General features: G+C 61.3%; 17 protein-coding genes and 3 tRNA genes. 9 read left to right on the top strand and 11 right to left on the bottom strand.

The features are described 5' to 3' along the window. Nucleotides 1-240 precede the first annotated feature (240 nt). The 3 genes from AB8C10_RS03235 to AB8C10_RS03225 all read left to right on the top strand — a co-directional run bounded on the left by AB8C10_RS03235 (nt 241) and on the right by AB8C10_RS03225 (nt 497). A tRNA-Thr gene (locus AB8C10_RS03235) sits at nt 241-312 on the top strand. A 38-nt stretch (nt 313-350) separates the two neighbouring features. After that, a tRNA-Met gene (locus AB8C10_RS03230) sits at nt 351-424 on the top strand. Nucleotide 425: 1 nt separating this feature from the next. After that, a tRNA-Thr gene (locus tag AB8C10_RS03225) sits at nt 426-497 on the top strand. A 169-nt stretch (nt 498-666) separates the two neighbouring features. Here the strand turns inward: AB8C10_RS03225 and AB8C10_RS03220 are convergent. After that, the gene (locus tag AB8C10_RS03220; protein WP_368866813.1) at nt 667-1668 is read right to left on the bottom strand and encodes an LLM class flavin-dependent oxidoreductase; all 1002 of its coding nucleotides are present in this window, start codon (nt 1666-1668) and stop codon (nt 667-669) included. 202 nt (nt 1669-1870) lie between these two features. On the opposite strand from AB8C10_RS03220, the gene AB8C10_RS03215 reads away from it, so the two are divergent. The 3 genes from AB8C10_RS03215 to AB8C10_RS03205 all read left to right on the top strand — a co-directional run bounded on the left by AB8C10_RS03215 (nt 1871) and on the right by AB8C10_RS03205 (nt 4127). Then, complete coding sequence (locus AB8C10_RS03215; protein WP_005504824.1) at nt 1871-2323, top strand: MaoC family dehydratase N-terminal domain-containing protein; 453 nt, start codon at nt 1871-1873, stop codon at nt 2321-2323. Further along, entirely contained in the window at nt 2323-2784 is a 462-nt protein-coding gene (locus AB8C10_RS03210; RefSeq protein ID WP_368866812.1) for a MaoC family dehydratase, read from the top strand. Before AB8C10_RS03215 ends, AB8C10_RS03210 begins: the two co-directional genes overlap by 1 nt. Before the next feature lie 236 nt (nt 2785-3020). After that, the gene (locus tag AB8C10_RS03205; protein WP_070677556.1) at nt 3021-4127 is read left to right on the top strand and encodes a UDP-N-acetylmuramate dehydrogenase; all 1107 of its coding nucleotides are present in this window, start codon (nt 3021-3023) and stop codon (nt 4125-4127) included. 117 nt (nt 4128-4244) lie between these two features. Here the strand turns inward: AB8C10_RS03205 and AB8C10_RS03200 are convergent, their stop codons facing one another. Next, entirely contained in the window at nt 4245-5216 is a 972-nt protein-coding gene (locus tag AB8C10_RS03200; RefSeq protein WP_368866811.1) for a histidine kinase, read from the bottom strand. A gap of 132 nt (nt 5217-5348) precedes the next feature. Further along, on the bottom strand, nt 5349-6773 hold the full coding sequence (locus AB8C10_RS03195; protein WP_368866810.1) for an MFS transporter: 1425 nt from the start codon (nt 6771-6773) through the stop codon (nt 5349-5351). 215 nt (nt 6774-6988) lie between these two features. Between AB8C10_RS03195 and AB8C10_RS03190 the strand changes: the two genes are divergently transcribed. Further along, on the top strand, nt 6989-7378 hold the full coding sequence (locus AB8C10_RS03190) for a PGPGW domain-containing protein (RefSeq protein ID WP_368866809.1): 390 nt from the start codon (nt 6989-6991) through the stop codon (nt 7376-7378). A 116-nt stretch (nt 7379-7494) separates the two neighbouring features. Here AB8C10_RS03190 and asd read toward each other — a convergent pair whose 3' ends face one another. The 7 genes from asd to AB8C10_RS03155 all read right to left on the bottom strand — a co-directional run bounded on the left by asd (nt 7495) and on the right by AB8C10_RS03155 (nt 16072). After that, nucleotides 7495-8634: an aspartate-semialdehyde dehydrogenase gene (gene asd, locus AB8C10_RS03185; RefSeq protein ID WP_049341081.1), complete on the bottom strand. Its 1140-nt coding sequence runs from the start codon at nt 8632-8634 to the stop codon at nt 7495-7497. Nucleotides 8635-8843: 209 nt separating this feature from the next. After that, nucleotides 8844-9494, bottom strand: a complete 651-nt coding sequence (locus tag AB8C10_RS03180; protein WP_368866820.1) for a dihydrofolate reductase — start codon at nt 9492-9494, stop codon at nt 8844-8846. Between the two features lie 24 nt (nt 9495-9518). Next, nucleotides 9519-10400 carry a thymidylate synthase gene (locus tag AB8C10_RS03175; RefSeq protein ID WP_368866808.1) on the bottom strand — a complete coding sequence of 294 codons (882 nt, stop codon included), beginning with the start codon at nt 10398-10400 and terminating at the stop codon, nt 9519-9521. 153 nt (nt 10401-10553) lie between these two features. Continuing rightward, nucleotides 10554-11561, bottom strand: a complete 1008-nt coding sequence (locus tag AB8C10_RS03170; RefSeq protein ID WP_049353364.1) for an NUDIX hydrolase — start codon at nt 11559-11561, stop codon at nt 10554-10556. Nucleotides 11562-11811: 250 nt separating this feature from the next. After that, complete coding sequence (locus AB8C10_RS03165) at nt 11812-14085, bottom strand: RNA degradosome polyphosphate kinase (RefSeq protein WP_294627590.1); 2274 nt, start codon at nt 14083-14085, stop codon at nt 11812-11814. 65 nt (nt 14086-14150) lie between these two features. After that, nucleotides 14151-15215 carry a mycothiol synthase gene (gene mshD / locus AB8C10_RS03160; RefSeq protein ID WP_368866807.1) on the bottom strand — a complete coding sequence of 355 codons (1065 nt, stop codon included), beginning with the start codon at nt 15213-15215 and terminating at the stop codon, nt 14151-14153. A 179-nt stretch (nt 15216-15394) separates the two neighbouring features. Next, on the bottom strand, nt 15395-16072 hold the full coding sequence (locus tag AB8C10_RS03155; protein WP_294627594.1) for a winged helix-turn-helix transcriptional regulator: 678 nt from the start codon (nt 16070-16072) through the stop codon (nt 15395-15397). A 626-nt stretch (nt 16073-16698) separates the two neighbouring features. On the opposite strand from AB8C10_RS03155, the gene AB8C10_RS03150 reads away from it, so the two are divergent. Beyond that, nucleotides 16699-17388 carry an FABP family protein gene (locus AB8C10_RS03150; protein ID WP_303975976.1) on the top strand — a complete coding sequence of 230 codons (690 nt, stop codon included), beginning with the start codon at nt 16699-16701 and terminating at the stop codon, nt 17386-17388. A 65-nt stretch (nt 17389-17453) separates the two neighbouring features. Beyond that, on the top strand, nt 17454-18689 hold the full coding sequence (gene ygfZ, locus AB8C10_RS03145) for a CAF17-like 4Fe-4S cluster assembly/insertion protein YgfZ (RefSeq protein WP_368866806.1): 1236 nt from the start codon (nt 17454-17456) through the stop codon (nt 18687-18689). Nucleotides 18690-18812: 123 nt separating this feature from the next. Here ygfZ and AB8C10_RS03140 read toward each other — a convergent pair whose 3' ends face one another. Beyond that, nucleotides 18813-19844 (bottom strand): 6-phosphofructokinase, encoded by a 1032-nt coding sequence (locus AB8C10_RS03140; RefSeq protein WP_005504866.1) that lies wholly within the window; start codon nt 19842-19844, stop codon nt 18813-18815. Nucleotides 19845-20187 lie beyond the last annotated feature (343 nt).

Here is a 20187-nt window from a genome sequence, read left to right as displayed (position 1 = left end):
CCTCAAAGACCGGTAGGGGAGTGATGAGCTCTCCTGCCGGTCTTTGTCGTATTCCCCGAGAGTGAGCCTAGGGTGAGCCTGGGGCGAGCTTGGGGCGAGCTTGGGGCCCGTTTGGGGGAGGGACGAGGTGACCTCCGGCGGGTGGTGCGCTCCTCCTGAACCAGACCGCCTTAAATGTGGTGTATGCCATAGCTTTTCCGCTTGCGAGCATTCTTGAAGACCTGTATAGTTTTACCTGTTGCCCCGATAGCTCAGTGGTAGAGCGCCATCTTGGTAAGATGGAGGTCCCGGGATCGATTCCCGGTCGGGGCTCTCTCATTAATTCATGCGAGAGCACGTATTAATGATGTGGCGGTGTAGCTCAGCTGGTTAGAGCGCACGACTCATAATCGTGAGGTCGACGGATCGAGCCCGTCCACCGCTACGCCCCGATAGCTCAGTGGTAGAGCGCCATCTTGGTAAGATGGAGGTCCCGGGATCGATTCCCGGTCGGGGCTCAGATAAGCCTGTCTCTTCGGAGGCAGGCTTTTTTGTTTGCCAATTTTCTGCGCCCAAAACCCGGCCTGCAGATGCTCTGCAGGTCCTTAGCCCCGAGCCTCGATGCAGGGTATAGCAAAGCCCCCGAGAAGAACTCGGGGGCTTCGACTTTATGCTCTTACAAAAGCGTTAGGAGGCGCGGCTTACCACCGGCAGCTGGGACAGCAACTCATAGGAGCGCAGGCGGTCCTGGTGCTCCCACGCCTCGGTCATGACAATCAGCTCGTCGGCGCCCGTGCGTGCCACCAGGTCCTCAATACGGGCCTGTGCGGTGGCGGGGGAGCCCACGATCGCCTCGGCGGTCATGCGCTCAATGTGCATCTTCTCTGCGTCGGTCCAGACGGCGTCCATATCCTCCACGGGAGGCGCGAAAGAAACATTGCCGCGCACCACGCCCAGGAAGTGCTGCTGCTGGCTCGTGTACAGGTAGCGTGCGCGCTCATCGGTATCAGCGAGCATGGCGCTGGCACCCACCATGACGTAGGGCTGCTCCAGGTGCTCGGAGGGCTTGAAGTTCGCGCGGTAGGTATCCACCGCCTCCTGCAGCATGGCGGGCGCGAAGTGCGAAGCGAATGCGTAGGGCAGACCCAGCTGCGCGGCAAGCTGCGCGCCGAACAGGGAGGAACCCAGAATGTACAGGGGTACCTTCGAACCCTGACCGGGGATGGCGTGCACGCGGTGCATGGGGGAGGGCTCGCCCAGGAAGCGCTGCAGCTGCTGCACCTCGGCGGGGAAGCTCATGGCGGCAGAATCGTCGCGGCGCAGGGCGGCGGCGGTCATCGGGTCGGTGCCGGGCGCACGGCCCACACCCAGGTCAATACGACCGGGGTGGAAGGCATTGAGGGTGCCGAACTGCTCCGCCACCACGTAGGGTGCGTGGTTGGGGAGCATGATGCCGCCCGAACCCACGCGAATACGCTCAGTGGCGGCGGCAATCTCAGCCATGACCACCACGGTTGCCGAGGACAGCAGGGAACCGGCGTTATGGTGCTCAGCGACCCAGAAACGCTCGTAGCCGTAGGACTCAGCCGCGCGCGCCGCATCGATGGTGTTGAGCATGGTCTGATGCTGACGCTGGTCGGGGCGGTGCGGCATCAGGTCGAGAACCGAAATTTTTACGTTAGAAGACACAAGTTTTCCTTCTGAAGTAGATTGTGGGTACCCGTTCAGCCTACTCTCGCCTGGGCGAGAAGTGTAGGGGCATATTGCGTGCCTTCGCTAGCAGGTAAATAATGCGACGAAATACTGCGCGAGTGCCCTCTGAATCTTCGATGCGCCGTCCACTCTGTGCGCCCAAGCTGAACACTGTGCACAAGAGCTGTAGACTGAAACCATGAGCATTAACCCTGAGATTGTGGGCAGGGTCTACCCGTCCGAGAACACCTACGTTGTCGGCCGCGAAAAGATCCGCGAATTTGCCCGAGCAGTTCACGCAGAAAACCCCCTCCACCACGACGTTGAGGCAGCCCGCGCGGCAGGGTACGCAGATGTGATTGCCCCGCCGACCTTCGCCATTATCCTGGCGCAGGCAGCCGACGCGGCACTCATCAACGACGATTCCGCCGGTATTGATTTCTCCCGCGTGGTGCACGCCGACCAGCGCTTCACCCACCACCGCCCCATTGTTGCCGGTGATGAGCTGCGCACCGAAGTTCACGTGGACTCCGTGCGTGTCATGGGTGCCGGTGCTATGCTGACCACCCGCGAAGAAATCGTTGACGCGCAGGGCGAGCCGGTCACCACCTGCATTTCTTCCCTGCTGGTTCGTGCTGAGGAGGAGAACTAATGGTGCGTTTTGAAGATATTGAAAAGGGCCAGGAAATCGGTTCGCGTACCGTGGAGCTCTCCCGCGCTTCGCTGGTGCGTTACGCTGGCGCCTCGGGTGACTTCAACCCGATTCACTGGAATGAGCGTTTTGCCCAGTCGGTGGGTCTGTCCGGCGTGATTGCGCACGGCATGCTGACCATGGGTACCGCTGTGCAGCTCGTGAGCGACTGGGTGGGCGACCCCGGCGCGATTGTGGACTACCAGACCCGCTTCACCAAGCCCGTTCCCGTGGCGGATGCACCCGGCGGCGAAAACCCCGACACACCCACGAACGCCCTGACCATCAGCGGTAAGGTGGGTGCCCTGAATGAGGAGGAGCGCACCGCCCGCATTGACCTGACCGTCACCGCTCGTGACGAGGAAGGCAAGGAGCAGAAGGTTCTGATGAAGAGTCAGGCTGTGGTTCGTCTCTCGGTATAGAGTTTCTGTGCTTGCAGATAGCCGTGTGAAAGCAACTATGTGAAGGCCCCGGCGCTACCCGATGCGGTGGTTCCGGGGCTTTCGCGCGCTCACCGCTTTTGTGTGCTTACCGGCGGGGTAGTTGCGTTTTTCTGAGAAAGGCGCGCCGGAAAATGAAGGCAAAATCACCATAAGGTTTTCATGACTTTAACGCGTGGCGGGTGTTGACCCCGCACAACGACCGGTATTCTTAACCTATGACTGAAAAGCTGTTGAGCGAACTGACCACCGCCCAGGTAGGCGGCCCCGCTAAGACCTACGTCCGCGCCACCTCCGAAGCAGAAATTATCGAAGCAGTCTCCGCTGCAGACGCCGCAGGCGAACCCGTCCTCATCGTGGGCGGCGGCTCCAACCTGCTGGTTTCCGACGAAGGCTTCAGCGGAACCGTCGTGCACATCGCCTCCGAAGGCGTAGAGGTTCTGCCCATCCCCGCATGCGGCGGCGCGAACGTGCGCGTGCAGGCGGGCACTATCTGGGACGACTTCGTGAAGCTCAGCATCGAGAACGAATGGGTTGGCCCCGCGGCTCTCTCCGGCATTCCCGGCACCGTGGGTGCAACCCCCGTGCAGAACGTCGGCGCATACGGCGTTGAGGTGGGCGAGTTCATCGCCTCCGTACGCACCTGGGACCGCGAAAAGAACACTCGGAAGACCTTCGCGAGCGCAGACCTGCGCTTCGGCTACCGCGACTCGGTGCTCAAGCGCGCAACCGTCAACGGCTCGCCCCGTTACGTGGTGCTGACCGTTGATTTCCAGTTCACCCTCGGTAGCCTGTCCTCCCCGATTCGTTACGCCGAGTTGGCGAGGAGCCTGGGCGTTGAGCCCGGTCAGCGCGCCGAATCCGCCCTGGTGCGCGAAAAGGTGCTGGAGCTGCGCGGCTCCAAGGGCATGGTGCTCAACCCCGAGGACCGTGACACCTTCTCCACCGGTTCTTTCTTTACCAACCCGATCGTTCCGCGCTCGACCCTGGATTCCCTGCCGGAGGGCGCCCCGAACTTCCCGGTGGTCGTGAAGACTTCCCCGTTCACCGCGGGTGTCGAGGACCCCGATCACGTGAAGCTTTCGGCTGCTTGGCTGATTCAGCACGCCGGTTTCGAGAAGGGCTTCGGTCTGGAGGGTGAGTCTCGCGAGATTGCTCAGGGCCGTGCGAGCCTGTCGACCAAGCACACCCTGGCGATTACGAACCGCGGCGGCGCATCCGCTGAGGACATCTTCGCTATCGCCCGCGCTGTGCGCGACGGCGTGCGTGAACGTTTTGGTGTGACTCTGGTTCCTGAGCCTGTCGTGGTTAACGGCGAAATCTAAACGCTCAACTTCTCGCTTCTCGTAGCGCTAGGACGCATAGAATAAACGCTTCAGAATAAACGCTTCGGGCGGTCTCTGTATCAGAGGCCGCCCGAAGCGTTGTATTGACTCACTGAGCTAGTGGCGAGGGGAAAAGATGCGCACCTGCCCCGGCAGGTAAGGCCTGCGCTTGGGCGCTGTGCGCGTTGCCGCAAGGGGAGCGGCGGGCAGGTGCTCCATCAACACCTGGACCGCCAGGGGAAGCTTCTGCGGCGGGCTGGGGGCGTGGAAAATCGGCTTATGGCGCGTGGGTCGGTAGGGGTAGTATTCCGCGTCCTCGCTGTGTGACCAGACAAGGTTGCCGAACTCGCCGGGAACGGGGGAGAGCACGTTGGCGTAGTAGGCGCGCGTCTGCAGGTCGACACGCTCGGAGGCGCCAGTAGTGGTGCCGGTGGATACGCCGCTGGGTACGCGGTCCTGTTCGATGATGAGGGCGCGGACCATGCCGCCTACGGTGCTAATCGCGTTTACGTGTAGGGCGAGCAGATCCCCGTCCTTGTGGTCGACCTGTACCTGCCCGTCCGCGAGGATTTGGGTGCCCATTGTGATGCTGCTGGCGATTCCTTCGCAGAGGGCGCGGATGAGCGCCATGCGTGCAGGGTAGAGGTCTGCGATATCCCAGCCGATGAGGGCGGGCGCGGCGGAATTGCCTGCGTAGTCCTCGCAGGATTCGTAGGCTGCGACGTCCACGTAGCCGCGGGCGATGGGCTCGCGGTCGTAGGGGCGGCCGTCGCGCTGCTCCCAGAAGCTGAGGGCGGTTGCGGTGAAGACAGCCTGGCCGTCTCGTACGGCGACGCTGAGCGTAAAGTCCTGCGGGTAGCCGTCCTTGCTACGCGGGCGCAGGGTGATTGCGCGGGTGTATTCGTTGAATTCCTCGGGCCAGTCCAGGTAGTAGCTCATTTTTGCCCCATCGCTACGGTGCACGGTGAGTTCGCCCGGCAGCAGCATGGCTTCGGGCACGCCGCCGGCACGTTCGGTGGCGTAGTGTTCGCTCACGGGCCAGGGGCTGAACTCTGTGCGGTAGGGGCTGGAGAGGAAGGAATCGAGCATAGAACGTATCCTCTCATAGTTTGAGGTTGTGGCGCATGGATAGGGGGCTTAAATGACAAATGAGCTGCCCCTTCTGACTGCTCGGAAAAAGCGTTCAGGAGGGACAGCCCATCATGTAGGCTGGGCGGTTCGTTAGAGGGACTCGCCGCGGCGTTCAGGCAGCAGGAACACGGTGGTTGCCGCTACCAGGAACGCGGTGGAGAAGAGCGTAAAGAGCAGCGGGGTTCCACCAAATGCGACCAGCGGCGGCACAATGAGCGGCGCCGCGATGGAGGCGATACGGCCGATACCGGCGGCGGCACCGGTGCCGGTTCCGCGCAGGTGGGTCGGGAAGATCTCCGGGCTCAGGGCGTAGAGGGCGCCCCACGCGCCGAGGTTGAAGAAGGAGAGCATGCAACCGGCGAGGATAATGAATACCTCGGAGTGCGCCATGCCGTAGCCAGCAGCCGCCAGTGCGGAGCCGAGAAGGAAGGTCGCCAGGGTTGCGCGTCGGCCCCACTTTTCGATGAGGTAGGCGGCGACCGCGTATCCGGGCAGCTGGGCGAGGGTCATGATGAGCGTGAACGCGAAGGACTTCACGAGGCTGAAGCCCTGGGCGTTCAGCAGCGCCGGAATCCAGATGAATGCGCCGTAGTAGGAGAGGTTGATGCAGAACCAGATGACGCACAGGGCGATGGTCTTGCGGCGCTGACCGGCAGCCCAGATGGAGTGGATTTTCGCGGATTCTGCGTTGTCGGCACTTTCTACGGCACCGTGTACGGAAGCGTCTTCGGTCTGCTTCTTGGTTCGGGAGAAGAGCGCGGGGGAGGCCTCGAAACGTTCGACCACCTGGCGTGCTTGATCGTGCTTGCCGACCGACTCCAGGAAGCGCACGGACTCGGGGGTTCCCATACGGATTACGAGCGAGTAGATGGCGGGAATCAGACCGATGGCAAGTGCCCAACGCCAGCCGTTCGCCTGCGGAACGACGAAGGTACCGATGAGTGCGGCGAGGATCCAGCCCAGAGCCCAGAAAGCCTCCAGGGCGACCACGACGCGCCCGCGAATAGCACGCGGCGAGAACTCAGAAATCAGGGTGGACGCCACGGGAAGTTCCGCGCCCAGACCCAGACCAACCAGGAAACGGAAGACGAGCAGCACACCCAGGGAGGTTGCCAGGGCGGAGGCGCCGGTCGCCAGACCGTAAATCAGCAGGGTGAGGGCGAAGATGTAGCGGCGGCCGAGCTTATCGGCGAGTAGACCGCCGAAGGTTGCGCCGAGCGCCATGCCGACGAATCCGATGGATCCGAGCCAGGAAGCTTCGGTGGGGCTGAGCTGCCATTCCTTGATGAGTGCCGCCATGACGAAGGAGATGAGGCCGACGTCCATGGCGTCCAGCGCCCAGCCGAGACCCGAGATGCCCAGGAGCTTGCCGTGGGCGCGGGTGAAGGGCAGGTTTTCGAGGCGTTCGTTGAGAGTCGGGGCGGCGTTGCGTTCAGTAGCGGGCACAGAGGTACCAGCGGGTGCAGCAGCGTTGGTGCGGGGTGAGTCCGTTGATGCGGGACGTGAGGAGGACACGGTAGTGGGTCGCTTCCTTAGTGTTTAGGCATAGTGCCGGGCGAATTGTTCCTTTACAGTGTATAAAGGTACTTTCGACTTGAACACTATTGAAACGAAAAAATTTTGAAGATGACGGAAAAATCTCAACATGAAGAAATCTTTCACAGCCGTCGCCCAGCGGTAGGTGCTATTCTCTAACCACCGCCGCCTGGTGAAACTCACCTACGGCACGTTTGGAAGGACCAACCCTGAAAACCCTCGAAGATGAAGTCAAGGAAAGCGAAACCAGTCGTTTCCACCGCTGGCTCGAAGCCCGCAAGGAGCGCATGCACGCGCATCCGGTCATGCGTCATCTCTACAAGCCCCTCGTCATCGGTGTGGGCGCCTTCTGCTTTATCGCCGGACTGATTATGCTCGTCACCCCCGGCCCCGGCTGGCTGTTCATCTTCATCGGCCTGGGCATCTGGGGCACCGAATTCACCTGGGCACGCCGCGCCAATATTTTCATGAAGCACGTGGTGCTCACCGCTTGGTACCGCTACCGCGCCTGGCGACAGCAACGTAAGGAACGCAAAGCCGAACGTAAGGCAGAACGCAAAGCCGCCGCCGAGAACAAGCGCTAACCAATGCTAACCTGGCTCGCGCTCAGCCCGCGTAAGCTATACCTAGACACAGAAGCCCTCGCTCCCATCCGATAAGGATGGTAGCGAGGGCTTCTATATAGGCTTGTCAGTGAGCTTTAGAGCTTGCCAATAGCAATCTGCAGCATACGGCGAATCGGCTCAGCAGCACCCCACAGCAGCTGGTCACCCACGGTGAACGCGCTAATGTACTCGGGGCCCATCGCAAGCTTACGCACGCGACCAACCGGAATTTCCAGAGAACCGGAAGCAGCCACGGGGGTCAGCTGCTCCATGGAAGCCTCACGCTCGTTCGGCACGAAGCGAACCCAGGGGTTGTCCTCAGCGATGATGCGCTCAATCTCCTCGAGCGGCAGGTCCTTCTTAAGCTTGATGGTCAGCGCCTGAGAGTGCGAGCGCATCGCAGCGATACGGACGCACAGACCGTCCATGGTGATCTTGTCATCTTCGGAACGGCCCAGAATCTTGTTGGTCTCAACCTCAGCCTTCCACTCTTCGCGGGACTGACCGTTACCCAGATCCGAGTCGATCCAAGGAATCAGGGAGCCGGCGAGCGGCACACCGAACTGGGAGGAATCCAGCTCACCGGAGCGCTGCTTAGCAAGGATCTTGCGGTCGATGTCCAGAATTGCGGATGCGGGATCGTTCAGCTCCTCGGAGACCTCGTTGCCCAGGTCGCGGAACTGTGCGAGCACCTCGCGCATGTGGCGGGCACCGCCGCCGGATGCAGCCTGGTAGGTCATGGAGGTTGCCCACTCGACCAGGTCGTTCTTGAAGAGGCCGCCCAGACCCATCAGCAGGCAGGAGACGGTGCAGTTACCGCCGACGAAGTCCTTCACGCCGGATGCCAGGCCGCGGTCGATAACGTCGCGGTTGATGGGGTCCAGCACGATGATGGAGTCATCGTTCATGCGCAGGGTGGATGCGGCGTCAATCCACAGGCCGTCCCAGCCAGCCGCACGCAGCTTCGGGTGCACAGCCTCGGTGTAGCTACCGCCCTGAGCGGTCACAATAATCGAGTGCTTACGCAGCTCATCAATGTCGTATGCGTCCTTCAGTTCGGACGGCTCAATTACGCCGTCGAAGGTGGGCGCTGCGCCACCAACATTAGAGGTAGTGAAGAAGACGGGGGTAATGCCCTCGAAATCGCCTTCCTCAACCATGCGCTTCATGAGGACGGAGCCCACCATGCCGCGCCAGCCAACAAAACCTACAGAGTCACCGGGATTAAAGTTCATGGTTCCCAGTGTACTCTCAGGCTGGCGGGCGCGGACTAACACCGTACAAAAAATCTGATATTCGGAACGGAATACCGTGTGAAGAGGCGGGGCTCATTACCGGGGCACCGGGAGGTGCATTAAACACTCAAGCCTGCGGTACTCCGGGTGGAGTAGCCGCAGGCTCGAAATGTACGTCCATATTAGCGAGTGAACGCGGGAAGCTTGAGCTAGATACGTTCCAGCCGCTGGAACGAGAAGTACATGGGGTTCTTCGTGCCCGACTCATCGAGCAGGTAGCCCTTCTCGCTCTTCTCCCAGGCGCTCTCGGAAACCGTCCGCCAGCACCCGTTCGGGGAGCCAGCCGCGCAGTTACCCTGAGAATCTGCAAGCTGCAGCTCGGGCGCTCGCGTATCGCCGGTAATCTCGTTGCCCTCCTGGCAGTAGAAGAGGGTCCGCTCCACCGTCTCCACCCGACCGAAGGCGGGCAGGTCGGTGCGGGAGAGCGCCTCCGCGTACACGGAGCCTCCGCCAATAATCCAGGCATCAACTGCTGCAGCATCTGCGGGGGTATCCTCAACCGGCGCGCCCGCGGCGTCACGAGCCGCGTACAGCGCCGCATCCAGTGAAGGAACCCACAGGGCTCCGTCGCGCTCTTCAGCCTCAGAGACAGAACGGCTAATCACAATATTCGTACGACCCGGCAGGGGGCGGAAACGCGGCGGAAGGGACTCCCACGTGCGGCGACCCATAATCACCGGAGCACCCAGCGTTACCTTCTTGAAGTGCGCCAAATCCTCCGGAGCGTACCAGGGCATATCCCCGTCACGACCAATGATGCCGGCATCGGTTTGAGTCCAAATAGCGCCCAGACGATACATCATGCCTCCTAGAACTACCTGCAGTTAGACCGCAATCGGGGCGGCAATACCAGGGTGGTGCTTGTAATCCACCAGCTCAAAGTCTTCGTACTCGTAGTCGAAAATAGAAGGCTTCTTGGTTTTAATAACGAGCTTCGGGTACGGGTACGGTTCGCGCGGCGGGTAGGGGTTACCCTCCGGGTCGGTGCCGTAGCCCAGCTGCTTCTTCACCTGCTCCAGGTGGTTCGAGTAGATGTGGCAGTCGCCGCCGGTCCAGATGAACTCGCCCGGTACCATACCGACCTCTTCGGCAATCAGGTAGGTCAGCAACGCGTAGGAGGCGATGTTGAAGGGCACGCCCAGGAACATGTCGGCACTACGCTGGTACAGCTGGCAGGACAGCTCCTTCACTCCGTCCGGGCGCTCGTGCACGTAGAACTGGAACAGCGCGTGGCAGGGCGGAAGCGCCATGCTATCCACCTCGGCGGGGTTCCATGCCGAAACAATGTGACGGCGAGAGCTCGGGTTGTTCTTCAACGACTCAATGACCTTCGCAATCTGGTCAATCGTGCCGCCATCGGGGGTCGGCCAGGAACGCCACTGCACGCCGTACACCGGGCCCAAATCGCCGTTCTCGTCAGCCCACTCATCCCAAATGGTCACGCCGCGCTCCTGCAACCAGCGCACATTCGACGAACCGCGCAGGAACCACAGCAGCTCAATAGCAACCGACTTGAAGTGCACGCGCTTGGTGGTAATCAGCGGGAACGACTCACGCAGATCAAAACGCATCTGACGGCCGAAAACACCGAAGGTGCCGGTGCCGGTACGGTCGGAACGCTGCGTATCCGCCGCAATGGCGTCCTTGTTCTCCTCGAGGATTTCGCGCAGAAGATCTTCATAGGGCGTAGGGATTGCGTGAGTCATAAGAAAAACCTTGAATCCTGTCAGTAGACGTGAGAGACGGCAAAGAAGCAACCGCCCCTCTATTGTAAAACCCGCAAACGGGGTGCAGGTAGAGCATACGCGCTGAGCATAAAGCCCAGCGCGCTCGCCGTTAGAAGATAAAAGATATGGACGCTAGTCCAGAGCCGCGCGTACACGCTCCACCGAGACAATACGCGGGTCATCGCCCTCGGTCACCTGCAGAACCAGGGCATCGCCGGGCTCCAGGTACGGGTCCTCAGTCGGAAGAACCTCCGCGGAACCCTCAAACAGGTACTCACGCAGAACATCCATCACCTGGGGCAGCACCGGGCGGTGAGTGCACAGCAGGGAGGAAGAATCCTTATCGAACAGCGACGCCACGGTGCGGGCAACACGCGCCGGGTGACGCTGAGCGCCAGCCTCAGACAGGGACTTCTTCTCCTTCACCGACACACCATAATCCACCGAGTACGGGGTCACGGTCTGAACGCAACGCAGCCACGGGGAAGAAATAATACGGCTCGGAGCCCACGCCGCAAAGAGACGGCTAGAGGCCAACGCCTGACGCTTGCCGGTCGCCGCGAGCGGACGGTCATCCTCAGCAGCAGCCCAGTTCGAACGAGGCTTAGCCTTCGCATGGCGGGCAATGAGAATCGGGCGGGTGCGCAGCGCATCCGCCTCAGCCAGAGCCTCCAGGGATTCCAGGGGTGCCAGGTCATCCTGGTTAGTCAGCAGCGCGCGAGCCACATCGGTGGTCACCCAGCGCAGCTCATCCACTTCACCCTCATCCGCCAGGGCGCGGGCACCGTCGGGCAGTTCAGCAGCCCAGTAGAAAACATCCTTCGGACGGCCACCCACCGGGTAGGAAGTCACCGCCAGGGGCACACCCAGAACAACCTGCAGACCGACCTCTTCGCGAATCTCACGAATAGCGGTCTCAGCAAGGGACTCGCCCGGATCCTGCTTGCCCTTAGGCCAGGACCAGTCGTCATAACGAGGGCGGTGAATGATCAGGACCTCAAGCGCACCATCGCGCATACGCCAAATCAGTGCGCCAGAAGCAACAATATCCGCAGTGTTCGCGGGGGAACGGTCAATGCTGTTGACCGCGTCAAAACGTCGTGCCGAGTAGTAGATGGAGGGGGAATCCAGCGGTGCCATATCTCTCTCTGATCCTCTTCGCTAGGCCGTGCACAATGCCAGAGGGCACCATGCTCCGCGTCTAATTGTAGGGGAGAGAAGCGTCAAGTTGTAATCTCAACGTAACCTGTTGTTCACTTTTGTGCTAAGTGCACTAGTCCACCGCACGTTTTTGCACGACACGCGGAAAACCCCGCCTGCCTCATGCCATAAAGCGCGAGAACAGACGGGGTTCACCACCAGAAATTACCGGAAGGTCAGCGGCGAAGTCTTAGACCTTATCGACCACGTTCTTACGGGAACGCGAGCTCAGGTAGTACGACTGCACGTCCTGCAGCGGGTTGCCCTGGTCGTCGGTGTCGTGGCGGGTCCAGTTGCCCTCAGAATCCAGGTGCCAGGTACGCGAAGAATCACTCATGTAGATGGTGAACATATCACGCAGATACTTCACGTGGCGCGGATCCTTCACCGGCACCAGAGCCTCAATACGGCGGTCAAGGTTACGGTGCATCATATCGGCGGAGCCAATGTAGACGATCGGATCGCCGCCGTTCTCGAAAGCAAACACGCGCGAGTGCTCCAAGAAACGACCCAGCACCGAACGGACGCGAATATTCTCGCTCAGACCCTTAACGCCCGGGCGCAGAGCACAAATACCGCGAACCACCACATCCACCGGTACGCCAGCCTGCGAAGCACGGTACAGCGAATCGATCACGGCCTCATCCACCATGGAGTTGCACTTGATCTGAATCTTCGCCGGGCGGCCAGCCTTGTGATTCTCAATCTCCTGATCAATGCACTCAATCAGGCCGCTACGCAGAGTACGCGGCGCCACCAGCAGCGACTGGTAGTTGGTCTTCGGCGCGTAACCGGACAGCTGGTTGAACAGACGGGAGACGTCCTCACAAATCTGCTCATCACAGGTAATCAGACCCAGGTCCTCGTAGAAACGAGCCGTGGACGGGTGGTAGTTACCGGTACCAATATGAGCGTAACGACGCAGGTGGTTACCCTCGCGGCGCACCACCAGCGACAGCTTGCAGTGAGTCTTCAGACCCACGATGCCGTACACCACGTGCACGCCGGCGCGCTCCAGCTTACGAGCCCACGAGATGTTGGCTTCCTCATCAAAACGAGCCTTAATCTCGACCAGCGCCACAACCTGCTTGCCTGCCTCAGCCGCCTCAATCAGCGCATCCACGATGGGGGAGTCGCCACTGGTGCGGTACAGGGTCTGCTTAATCGCCTGAACACGCGGGTCAGCGGCAGCCTGAGCCAGGAACGCCTGCACACTGGTTGCAAACGAGTCGTACGGGTGGTGCAGCAACACGTCGTGATCGCGCGCGGCAGCGAATACGTCCGCAGCCTTCGCGGTCTCGGTGGCGTTGAGCCAGCGGGAGGTGTGCGCAATGTGCTTGGGGTAGTGCAGAGCCGGGCGGTTCGCGCGAACAATCGCACTCATGCCGCGCAAATCCAGCGGAGCCGGCAGGCGGTACACCTCGGACTCGTCAATGTTCAGCTCAGAAATCAGCAGATCCAGGATGGTCGGGTTGATGGTGTCCTCAACCTCCAGACGGACCGGCGGACCGAAACGGCGGCGCAGAAGCTCCTTCTCCAGGGCCTTCAGCAGGTTCTCTGCATCGTCCTCTTCCACCTCAAGATCCTCGTTACGGGTCACGCGGAAGACGTGGTGCTCCACGACCTCCATGCCCGGGAAGAGGGTGTCCAGGTGCTCAGCAATGATGTCTTCGAGCGCAATGTAGCGGCTCTCGCGGCCCGCAGTATTAGCGGCGCGGGAACCATCCACAGAGACCATGCGGTCCAGCTGATCGGGCACCTTCACACGAGCAAAGAGTTCCTTGCCGGTCTGCGGGTTACGCACCAGCACCGCAAGGTTCAGCGACAGACCCGAAATGTACGGGAAGGGGTGCGCCGGGTCAACCGCCAGCGGGGTCAGAATCGGGAAGATGTCCTGCATGAACTCCTGACGCAGGCGCTGCTTAGCGTCCGCATCCAGATCGTCCCAACCGACAATGCGGATGTTCTGCTCCTCCAGAGCAGGCAGAACCTGGTTGTGGAACACGTCGGCGTGGCGTTCCTGTAGCTTGTGAGCACGCTCAGCGATCTCTTCCATCTGCTCCTCGGGGCTAAGGCCCGCCGCCGAAGGAACCGCCAGACCGGTCGCAATGCGGCGCTTCAGACCCGCCACACGCACCATGAAGAACTCGTCCAGGTTGGACGCCACAATCGACAGGAAGTTCAGACGCTCCAGCAGGAACAGGTTCGGGTCCTCCGCGAGCTCCAGCACGCGGGTGTTGAAGTCCAGCCAGCTGCTCTCACGGTCGAAGAAACGCTCCGGGCCGAACTCCTCTTCCAGGCTGAAGTAGGAGCGCTTCTCGCCCTTCTCAATGCGGTCGCCGCGGGACTCGGCACGCTCAATCTTCGAAATATCGTGGCCGATGTGAATGACACCGGTCATGGGTGCCGGCTCAGACGGCTTAGGCTTAGGCGCCTTATTCAGGCCATTGGGGGCGGGTACCATACTGTACTTGCCTTTCTGCTCGGGGATAAGTCGTGAAGAGGCACGCCAACTGTGGCGCACCAAAATTAGGCGGCGGGCTCAGCCTGCTGGGCGGGGGCGTACATGCGGTCAACCGTTGCCACACCGAAACCCAACGAAGTGTAGAGGGAGTATGCGGCGGTGTTATCGGCATCCACGTACAGGTCAATGGCGCGCAGCGGCTCGCCGTTCTCGTCCTCCGCACAAGCTAGGTACGCCAGCGCGCGCAGGGTGAGGGTTCGGCCCAGGCCGCCTCCCTGAGCCTGCGGGTTCACGCCCACCACGTAAATCTCGCCGGAGGGGGACAGCTCGCCCTGCTCCTGGCCGGTCGGGATCTTCGTCCAGGTGAACGCCGCAATGGCGGAGTCATCCTCAACCTCGGAGGCAATGAAGAAACCCTCGGGACGGAACCAGGGGGAGCCGGTGCGCTCGCGCAAATCGGCGAGGGTGAGCTTGCCCTGCTCGGGGTGGTGCGCAAATGCTGCGGCGTTCACGCGAAGCCAGGGGAATTCGTCCGCGCCGGTAAAGGTACGCATCCGCAGGTTTTCCGGCAGAGTGCGCGCATCGGAGCGTTCCACGAGCTCTTCGCGGGTCTGCGCGTCCAGGGGCAGAACCATCTTGTACAGCACACGTACCGGCTCGAAACCGTGCAGGGTCGCGAATGCGTGGGCGGGGCTTTCAATGCCGGTATCGGTGGCGCTGCCGTGAACCCAGAGGCGGTAGCGTACTGCGTCTTCACCCAGCTGGCGGACGGCGTGGTCGAAGAATGCGCTGCCGGCGCCTCGTCCGCGGTATTCGGGGGCGACGGCGGCCTCAATCACGCCGGTATCTTCGTCATGTGCGGGGGTGAGAGCCACGAAGACAGCAGCGAGGGTACCGTTGTCCTCGGCGACAAAGAAACGCGGAGGGGTGAGGGTGCTTTCGCGTAGCGCCTTGCTCAGCTCGATGCGGGTCTGCTCGGAGAACGCCGAAACGCCGTCGTGCTTGGCAACCGCCTGGGCAAAGGAATCGAATCGTTCCAGCAGCTCTTCGGTGAGCTGCGGTTCCGCGTAAACAAGGGAGCTTTCGGCGGGCAGGGTGGAGGGATTGGGTGTCTGACTGTGTACCATCATCGCCTTCTTTCGTAGCCTTCTGATTCAACTCTACCGGGGATGATTGCTCTTTGAAGAGTTTGCTCTTCGTCTTGGGCGAATATGACAAGAACCGGAACATTTACACATTCTGGTACCTGGTTCAGCGGCGAGGCTACTCGAGAACGGGCACGCCAAAACAGCGGTTGGTACCGCAAAATTTAGCGGGTGCTGTTGAAGGAATAGCCCACGTTACGCACGGTCGAAATCATCTGCTCGTACTCGGTGCCGAGCTTGGAACGCAGACGACGCACGTGCACGTCCACGGTGCGGGTGCCGCCGTAGTAGGAGTCGTAACCCCACACTTCAGAGAGCAGCTGGGCGCGGGAGAAGACGCGTCCGGGGTGCTGGGCCATGAACTTGAGCAGTTCAAACTCTTTGAAGGTCAGGTTCAGCGCGGTGCCGGAGAGGTGCGCCGAGTACGCCTGAGTGTCAATGACAAGGTTGCCCGCGCGCACGATGCGCTCTTCGGAGCTTTCTTCTTCCGCGGCTGCGTCGCTCTTGATAGCCAGACGCAGGCGCGCATCCATTTCGGAGGGGGACGCCTGGTCAGAAACAATATCGTCCACCTGCCAGGAGGCGGCAACCGCCGCCATGCCGCCCTCGTTCAGGAGTGCGATGAGCGGCAACTGCACACCGGCTGCGCGCAACAGCTGGGCGCATTGGCGTGCCTTGACGAGGGCGGTGCGGGCGTCGACCATGAGCAGGTCGAAGGTCTCGGATTCGAGGGCGGTGTGGGCGGTGTCGAGGGGGAAGACGTGTACCTTGTGGCTGAGCAGGCTCAGCGAGGGGATCATATCCTGCGCGGCGGTGTCGCTCATGAGCGCAATACGGTACACACCCTCTCCTTTCCCATGTATTTCCCGTGTAAAACTTTTGGGCTCTTTCTAGTGTACTCGCCAGGCTGTGACGCGGCTGTGGGCGCCGGTGTAGACCGGGCCGAATATCGTATTCCGGACTGTTCATACAGCCTTTTCAGCTGGCTATGATGGGGCACCTACCCGGATTCTGCGGGGATATTATTTTGCTGGTGCCGGGCGGGGCGTATGCCTGTTGGGAATCGTGCTGTTCACTATGTTGTTGCCGCTGATTCTGCGCCCTTTCGGGGCGGGTCTATGGTAGGTTTAAGGCATGGAAAACAATCTTATGGCTCTTGAAGCTCTCTTCATGTCGCTGATGGCTATCATCTCCGTGTGCATCGGTATCGGTGCATTCGCAGTGTTGCGTGGTCTCTTCAGCGGTCAGAAGTAGTCTTCCCCGCACAGAGCAGAAGCATCGCCCACACAGGGCTTTAGGCGGTCGTACGGTTCGTACCGCCTCGCCAATGACGGCGTGAACCCCCACCCGGTCCCCTCCGGTTGGGGGTTTTCTATACGTCTGATACCGGGCGTGGACGGGGAACTATCCCGCGCCGAGGGCGAACGAACGGGGCGCTGGTTTACCCTCGGGTACTAAAATAGAGGGTATGGCTATTGAAATCCCTACCAACCTAACCCCTGAACTTGTTCCCTTCGCATGGCTGCTCGGCACCTGGGAGGGTACCGGAACCATGTGGTACGAAGGCCAGGAAAACACCCCCTTCGGCCAGATTATTACTTTTGAGCAGGACGGCCTGCCCTTCATCGAATACCGCGCTGAGTCTTTCCTGCTCGATGACGAGGGTCAGAAGCTGCGCCCCATCACCGTTGAGACCGGCTTCTGGCAGATTGACCGCCCCCTGACCGACGCCGATGGCGGCTTCGGTATTGTCCCCAAGGACGTTGTTCCCGCGTTCCCCAATGCTGAGAGCGTTGAGACCCTGCGCAACGAGGACGACGGCTTCTCGCTGCTGGCAACCATCGCGCACCCCGGCGGTATTAGCGAGAACTACGTGGGCATGGTCAAGGGCCCGGTGATTCGCATGCAGACCGGTAACCTGCTGCGCGACGACATCTCTCACGAGTACGCTGGCTCGGTGCGCCTGTGGGGCCTGGTCAACGGCAACCTCATGTGGGACTGGGAGGTCGCTGACGCTGAGGGCAAGCTGCACAAGCACGCTTCCGCTGAACTGCGTAAGACCTCGTCGATGACCGGCGACTCCCTGGGTACCTCGATGTTCGGTTCCCTGGACGGTGAAGAGCCCACCGGCGAGCCCGGCTCCGAGCCCACCGCCTAATAACTAACCTGTGTCTGCCCCGCTGAATGGCGGGGCAGACTCTTTGCGTGAAAGGTGCACCTTCCGTGACTGAATCTTCGATTGAAGCCCCTCAGGCTGAGGTATCCCAGCCCGATGCCGCCCGCCCGGTGAGCCCCCTGCTGAGCCTGCACGGCGCTTTTGCCGCCTCCGGGCTGGATGCCGGCATCGCCGCACACTACGGCAACCCCATGCTGGAGCAGCGCGCCCTCAGCTTTGACCGCTCCGCCGACGCAGGCGAACCGCTGGTGCTGGTGGACCGCTCCTCCATGGGCGTGGTGCACGTGGAAGGGCCGGACCGCCAGACCTGGCTGACCTCCATCGCCTCGCAGATTCTGACCGGTATGAGCGCCGGGGAGAGCCGCGAGTTCCTGCTGCTTTCGCCCCAGGGCCGCGTGGAGTACGCCCCGGCAGCTATCGAAGACGGTGAAGCACTCTGGCTCATCGTTGAGGGCTACCAGGCTCAGCCGCTGACCGATTACCTGAACCGTATGAAGTTCATGATGCGTGTTGAGGTGCAGAACCTCAGCAACGAGTACGCCGTGCTGGAGAGCGCCCGCAACCCGATCCAGCAGGACGGTTCGGTGCATCCGGCGCTCGCTAAGGCCCGGCCGCTGGTGTGGGAGGATCCCTGGCACACTCCGGCACCGGGTAGCTACCGTTACGATGAGGCGGGCGATAACCACCCGGGTGCGGACTACAAGCGTTTCTTGAGCATTGTGCCGCGCTCTGTTCTGCCCGCCCTGGCTGAATCTTCGGATGCGCGTTTTGCCGGTCTGTGGGCTGCGGAGGCTCTGCGTATTGAGGCGTGGCGCCCGCGCTACGGCACCGAGGCTGACGATAAGACCATCCCTCAGGAGCTGGATTACACCCGTACCGCTGTGCATTTCGATAAGGGCTGCTACAAGGGCCAGGAGACGGTGGCGCGCGTGCATAACCTGGGCCGCCCGCCGCGCCGTCTGGTGTTCTTGGATATTGACGGTTCGGAGCACACCCTTCCGGCGGCGGGTAGTGAGCTGTTCGTGGAGGGCAAGTCCCGCCCGGTCGGTCGCATTACCTCTGTGGCGTTGCATTATGAGGCAGGCCCGATTGCATTGGCTGTGATCAAGCGCGGCGTTGACCCGCAGGCGCCTTTGCGTGCGGTTGATGGCGGCGACTTCCTGCCGGACGGTTCGCCGGCGCCGGCGACCGAGTATGCGGTGGCTCAGACGACGGTGGTTTCGCCGGAGTCCGGTGAGGTGGCGCGTCGTTCTTTGGCTGGTCAGGACTTCCTGAAGCGCTAGGCGCTCCCCAATCCAAAACTGCCTGAACTAGAAATAAAAACCGCGGAGGCGGACACCCGTTGCGAGTGCCCGCCTCCGCGGTTTTAGTATGTGTGCTCAGCGGTCTTGCTGAGCCTGCGGGGTTTAGCGGCCGAAGAGGACGGCTGCTTCTTCCCAACGTTCCTGAGGTACGGACTTCAGGCCGTCCAGTGCCTCTTCGAGGGGTACGTACTTGATTTCGGTGCCTTGAACGGAGACCATCTTGCCCCACTGCTTCTGAGCGACCATGTCGACTGCGCCCATGCCCAGGCGGGTTGCGAGCACGCGGTCGTAGCCGGTGGGTGCGCCACCGCGCTGGATGTGGCCCAGGATGGTGTTACGGGTTTCGACGCCGGTCATCTTCTCGATTTCGTGGGTGATGTACTCACCGATGCCACCGAGGCGGGGACGACCGTCCTTCTCGGTACCCTTGTTTGCCATGACGTCGTCAAAGCCTTCGGGGATAAAGCCTTCAGCAACAACAACCAGGGGAGAGCGGCCGCGGTCGTGTACTTCCTTGACCCATTCAGCGACCTGTTCCATGGAGACCTTGACCTCGGGGATCAGGATGGCGTGTGCGCCTGCTGCCATGCCGGAGTGCAGAGCGATCCAGCCGACGTGGCGGCCCATGACCTCGGCGACCATGCAGCGGTGGTGAGATTCACCGGTGGTGCGGATGCGGTCCATTGCCTCGGTTGCGATGGACACTGCGGTGTCGAAGCCGAAGGTGTAGTCGGTTGCACGCAGGTCGTTGTCGATGGTCTTGGGGACACCGATGACGGGCAGGCCTGCGTCTGCCAGACGCTTTGCGCCTGCGAGGGTGCCTTCACCGCCGATAGCGACGATTGCGTCGATGCCGTGGCGTTCCATCATGATTTCGATGTTTTCGGGGCCACCGTTGGGGCCGTCGAAGGGGTTGGTGCGGGAGGTACCGATGATGGTGCCGCCCTGGGCTGCCAGGCCGCGGACCTTCTGGCGAGGCAGGTCCATGTAGTCGCCTTCAACGACGCCGCGCCAGCCATCGCGGAAGCCGACGAACTCGTAGCCGTACTTCTTGACGCCGTTGAGGACAGCGCCGCGGATGACAGCGTTCAGGCCGGGGCAGTCGCCGCCGGAAGTAAGCAGACCGATCTTCATGGTTGGCTCCTAATGTCTGCGCGTTTTAGGTGTTGTGCGCGCGTGTATATAACTATGACCTCCACAAATTCGGCGCGCGGATGTGCGCCGGACGGGAGGTCGTTCTCTTGGTCTCTATTTTAGCGATGTTTGGGTTGTGTGGGTAGTGGTGGAAAGCCGTGGGAACGCCCGTTTTGGTGCTGAAAAGTTCAGGTTTTTGGCACCTGTATGTTTGGGTTTGAAATACAAATAGCCGCCGCTTCCCACCTATGGCACCGAAGAGGCGAATGAGGCTTCCTCACATCTGTAAAGATGCGGGAAGCCTCATTCGTTTTAAAAATATTTTTAAATATTTGTGGGATTC

It is taken from the genome of Rothia mucilaginosa (genome assembly GCF_964210535.1).
Classification (GTDB): Bacteria; Actinomycetota; Actinomycetes; order Actinomycetales; family Micrococcaceae; genus Rothia; species Rothia mucilaginosa_F.
Note: the sequence above shows the minus strand (reverse complement) of the source record. Positions and strands in the feature narration are given on the sequence as shown.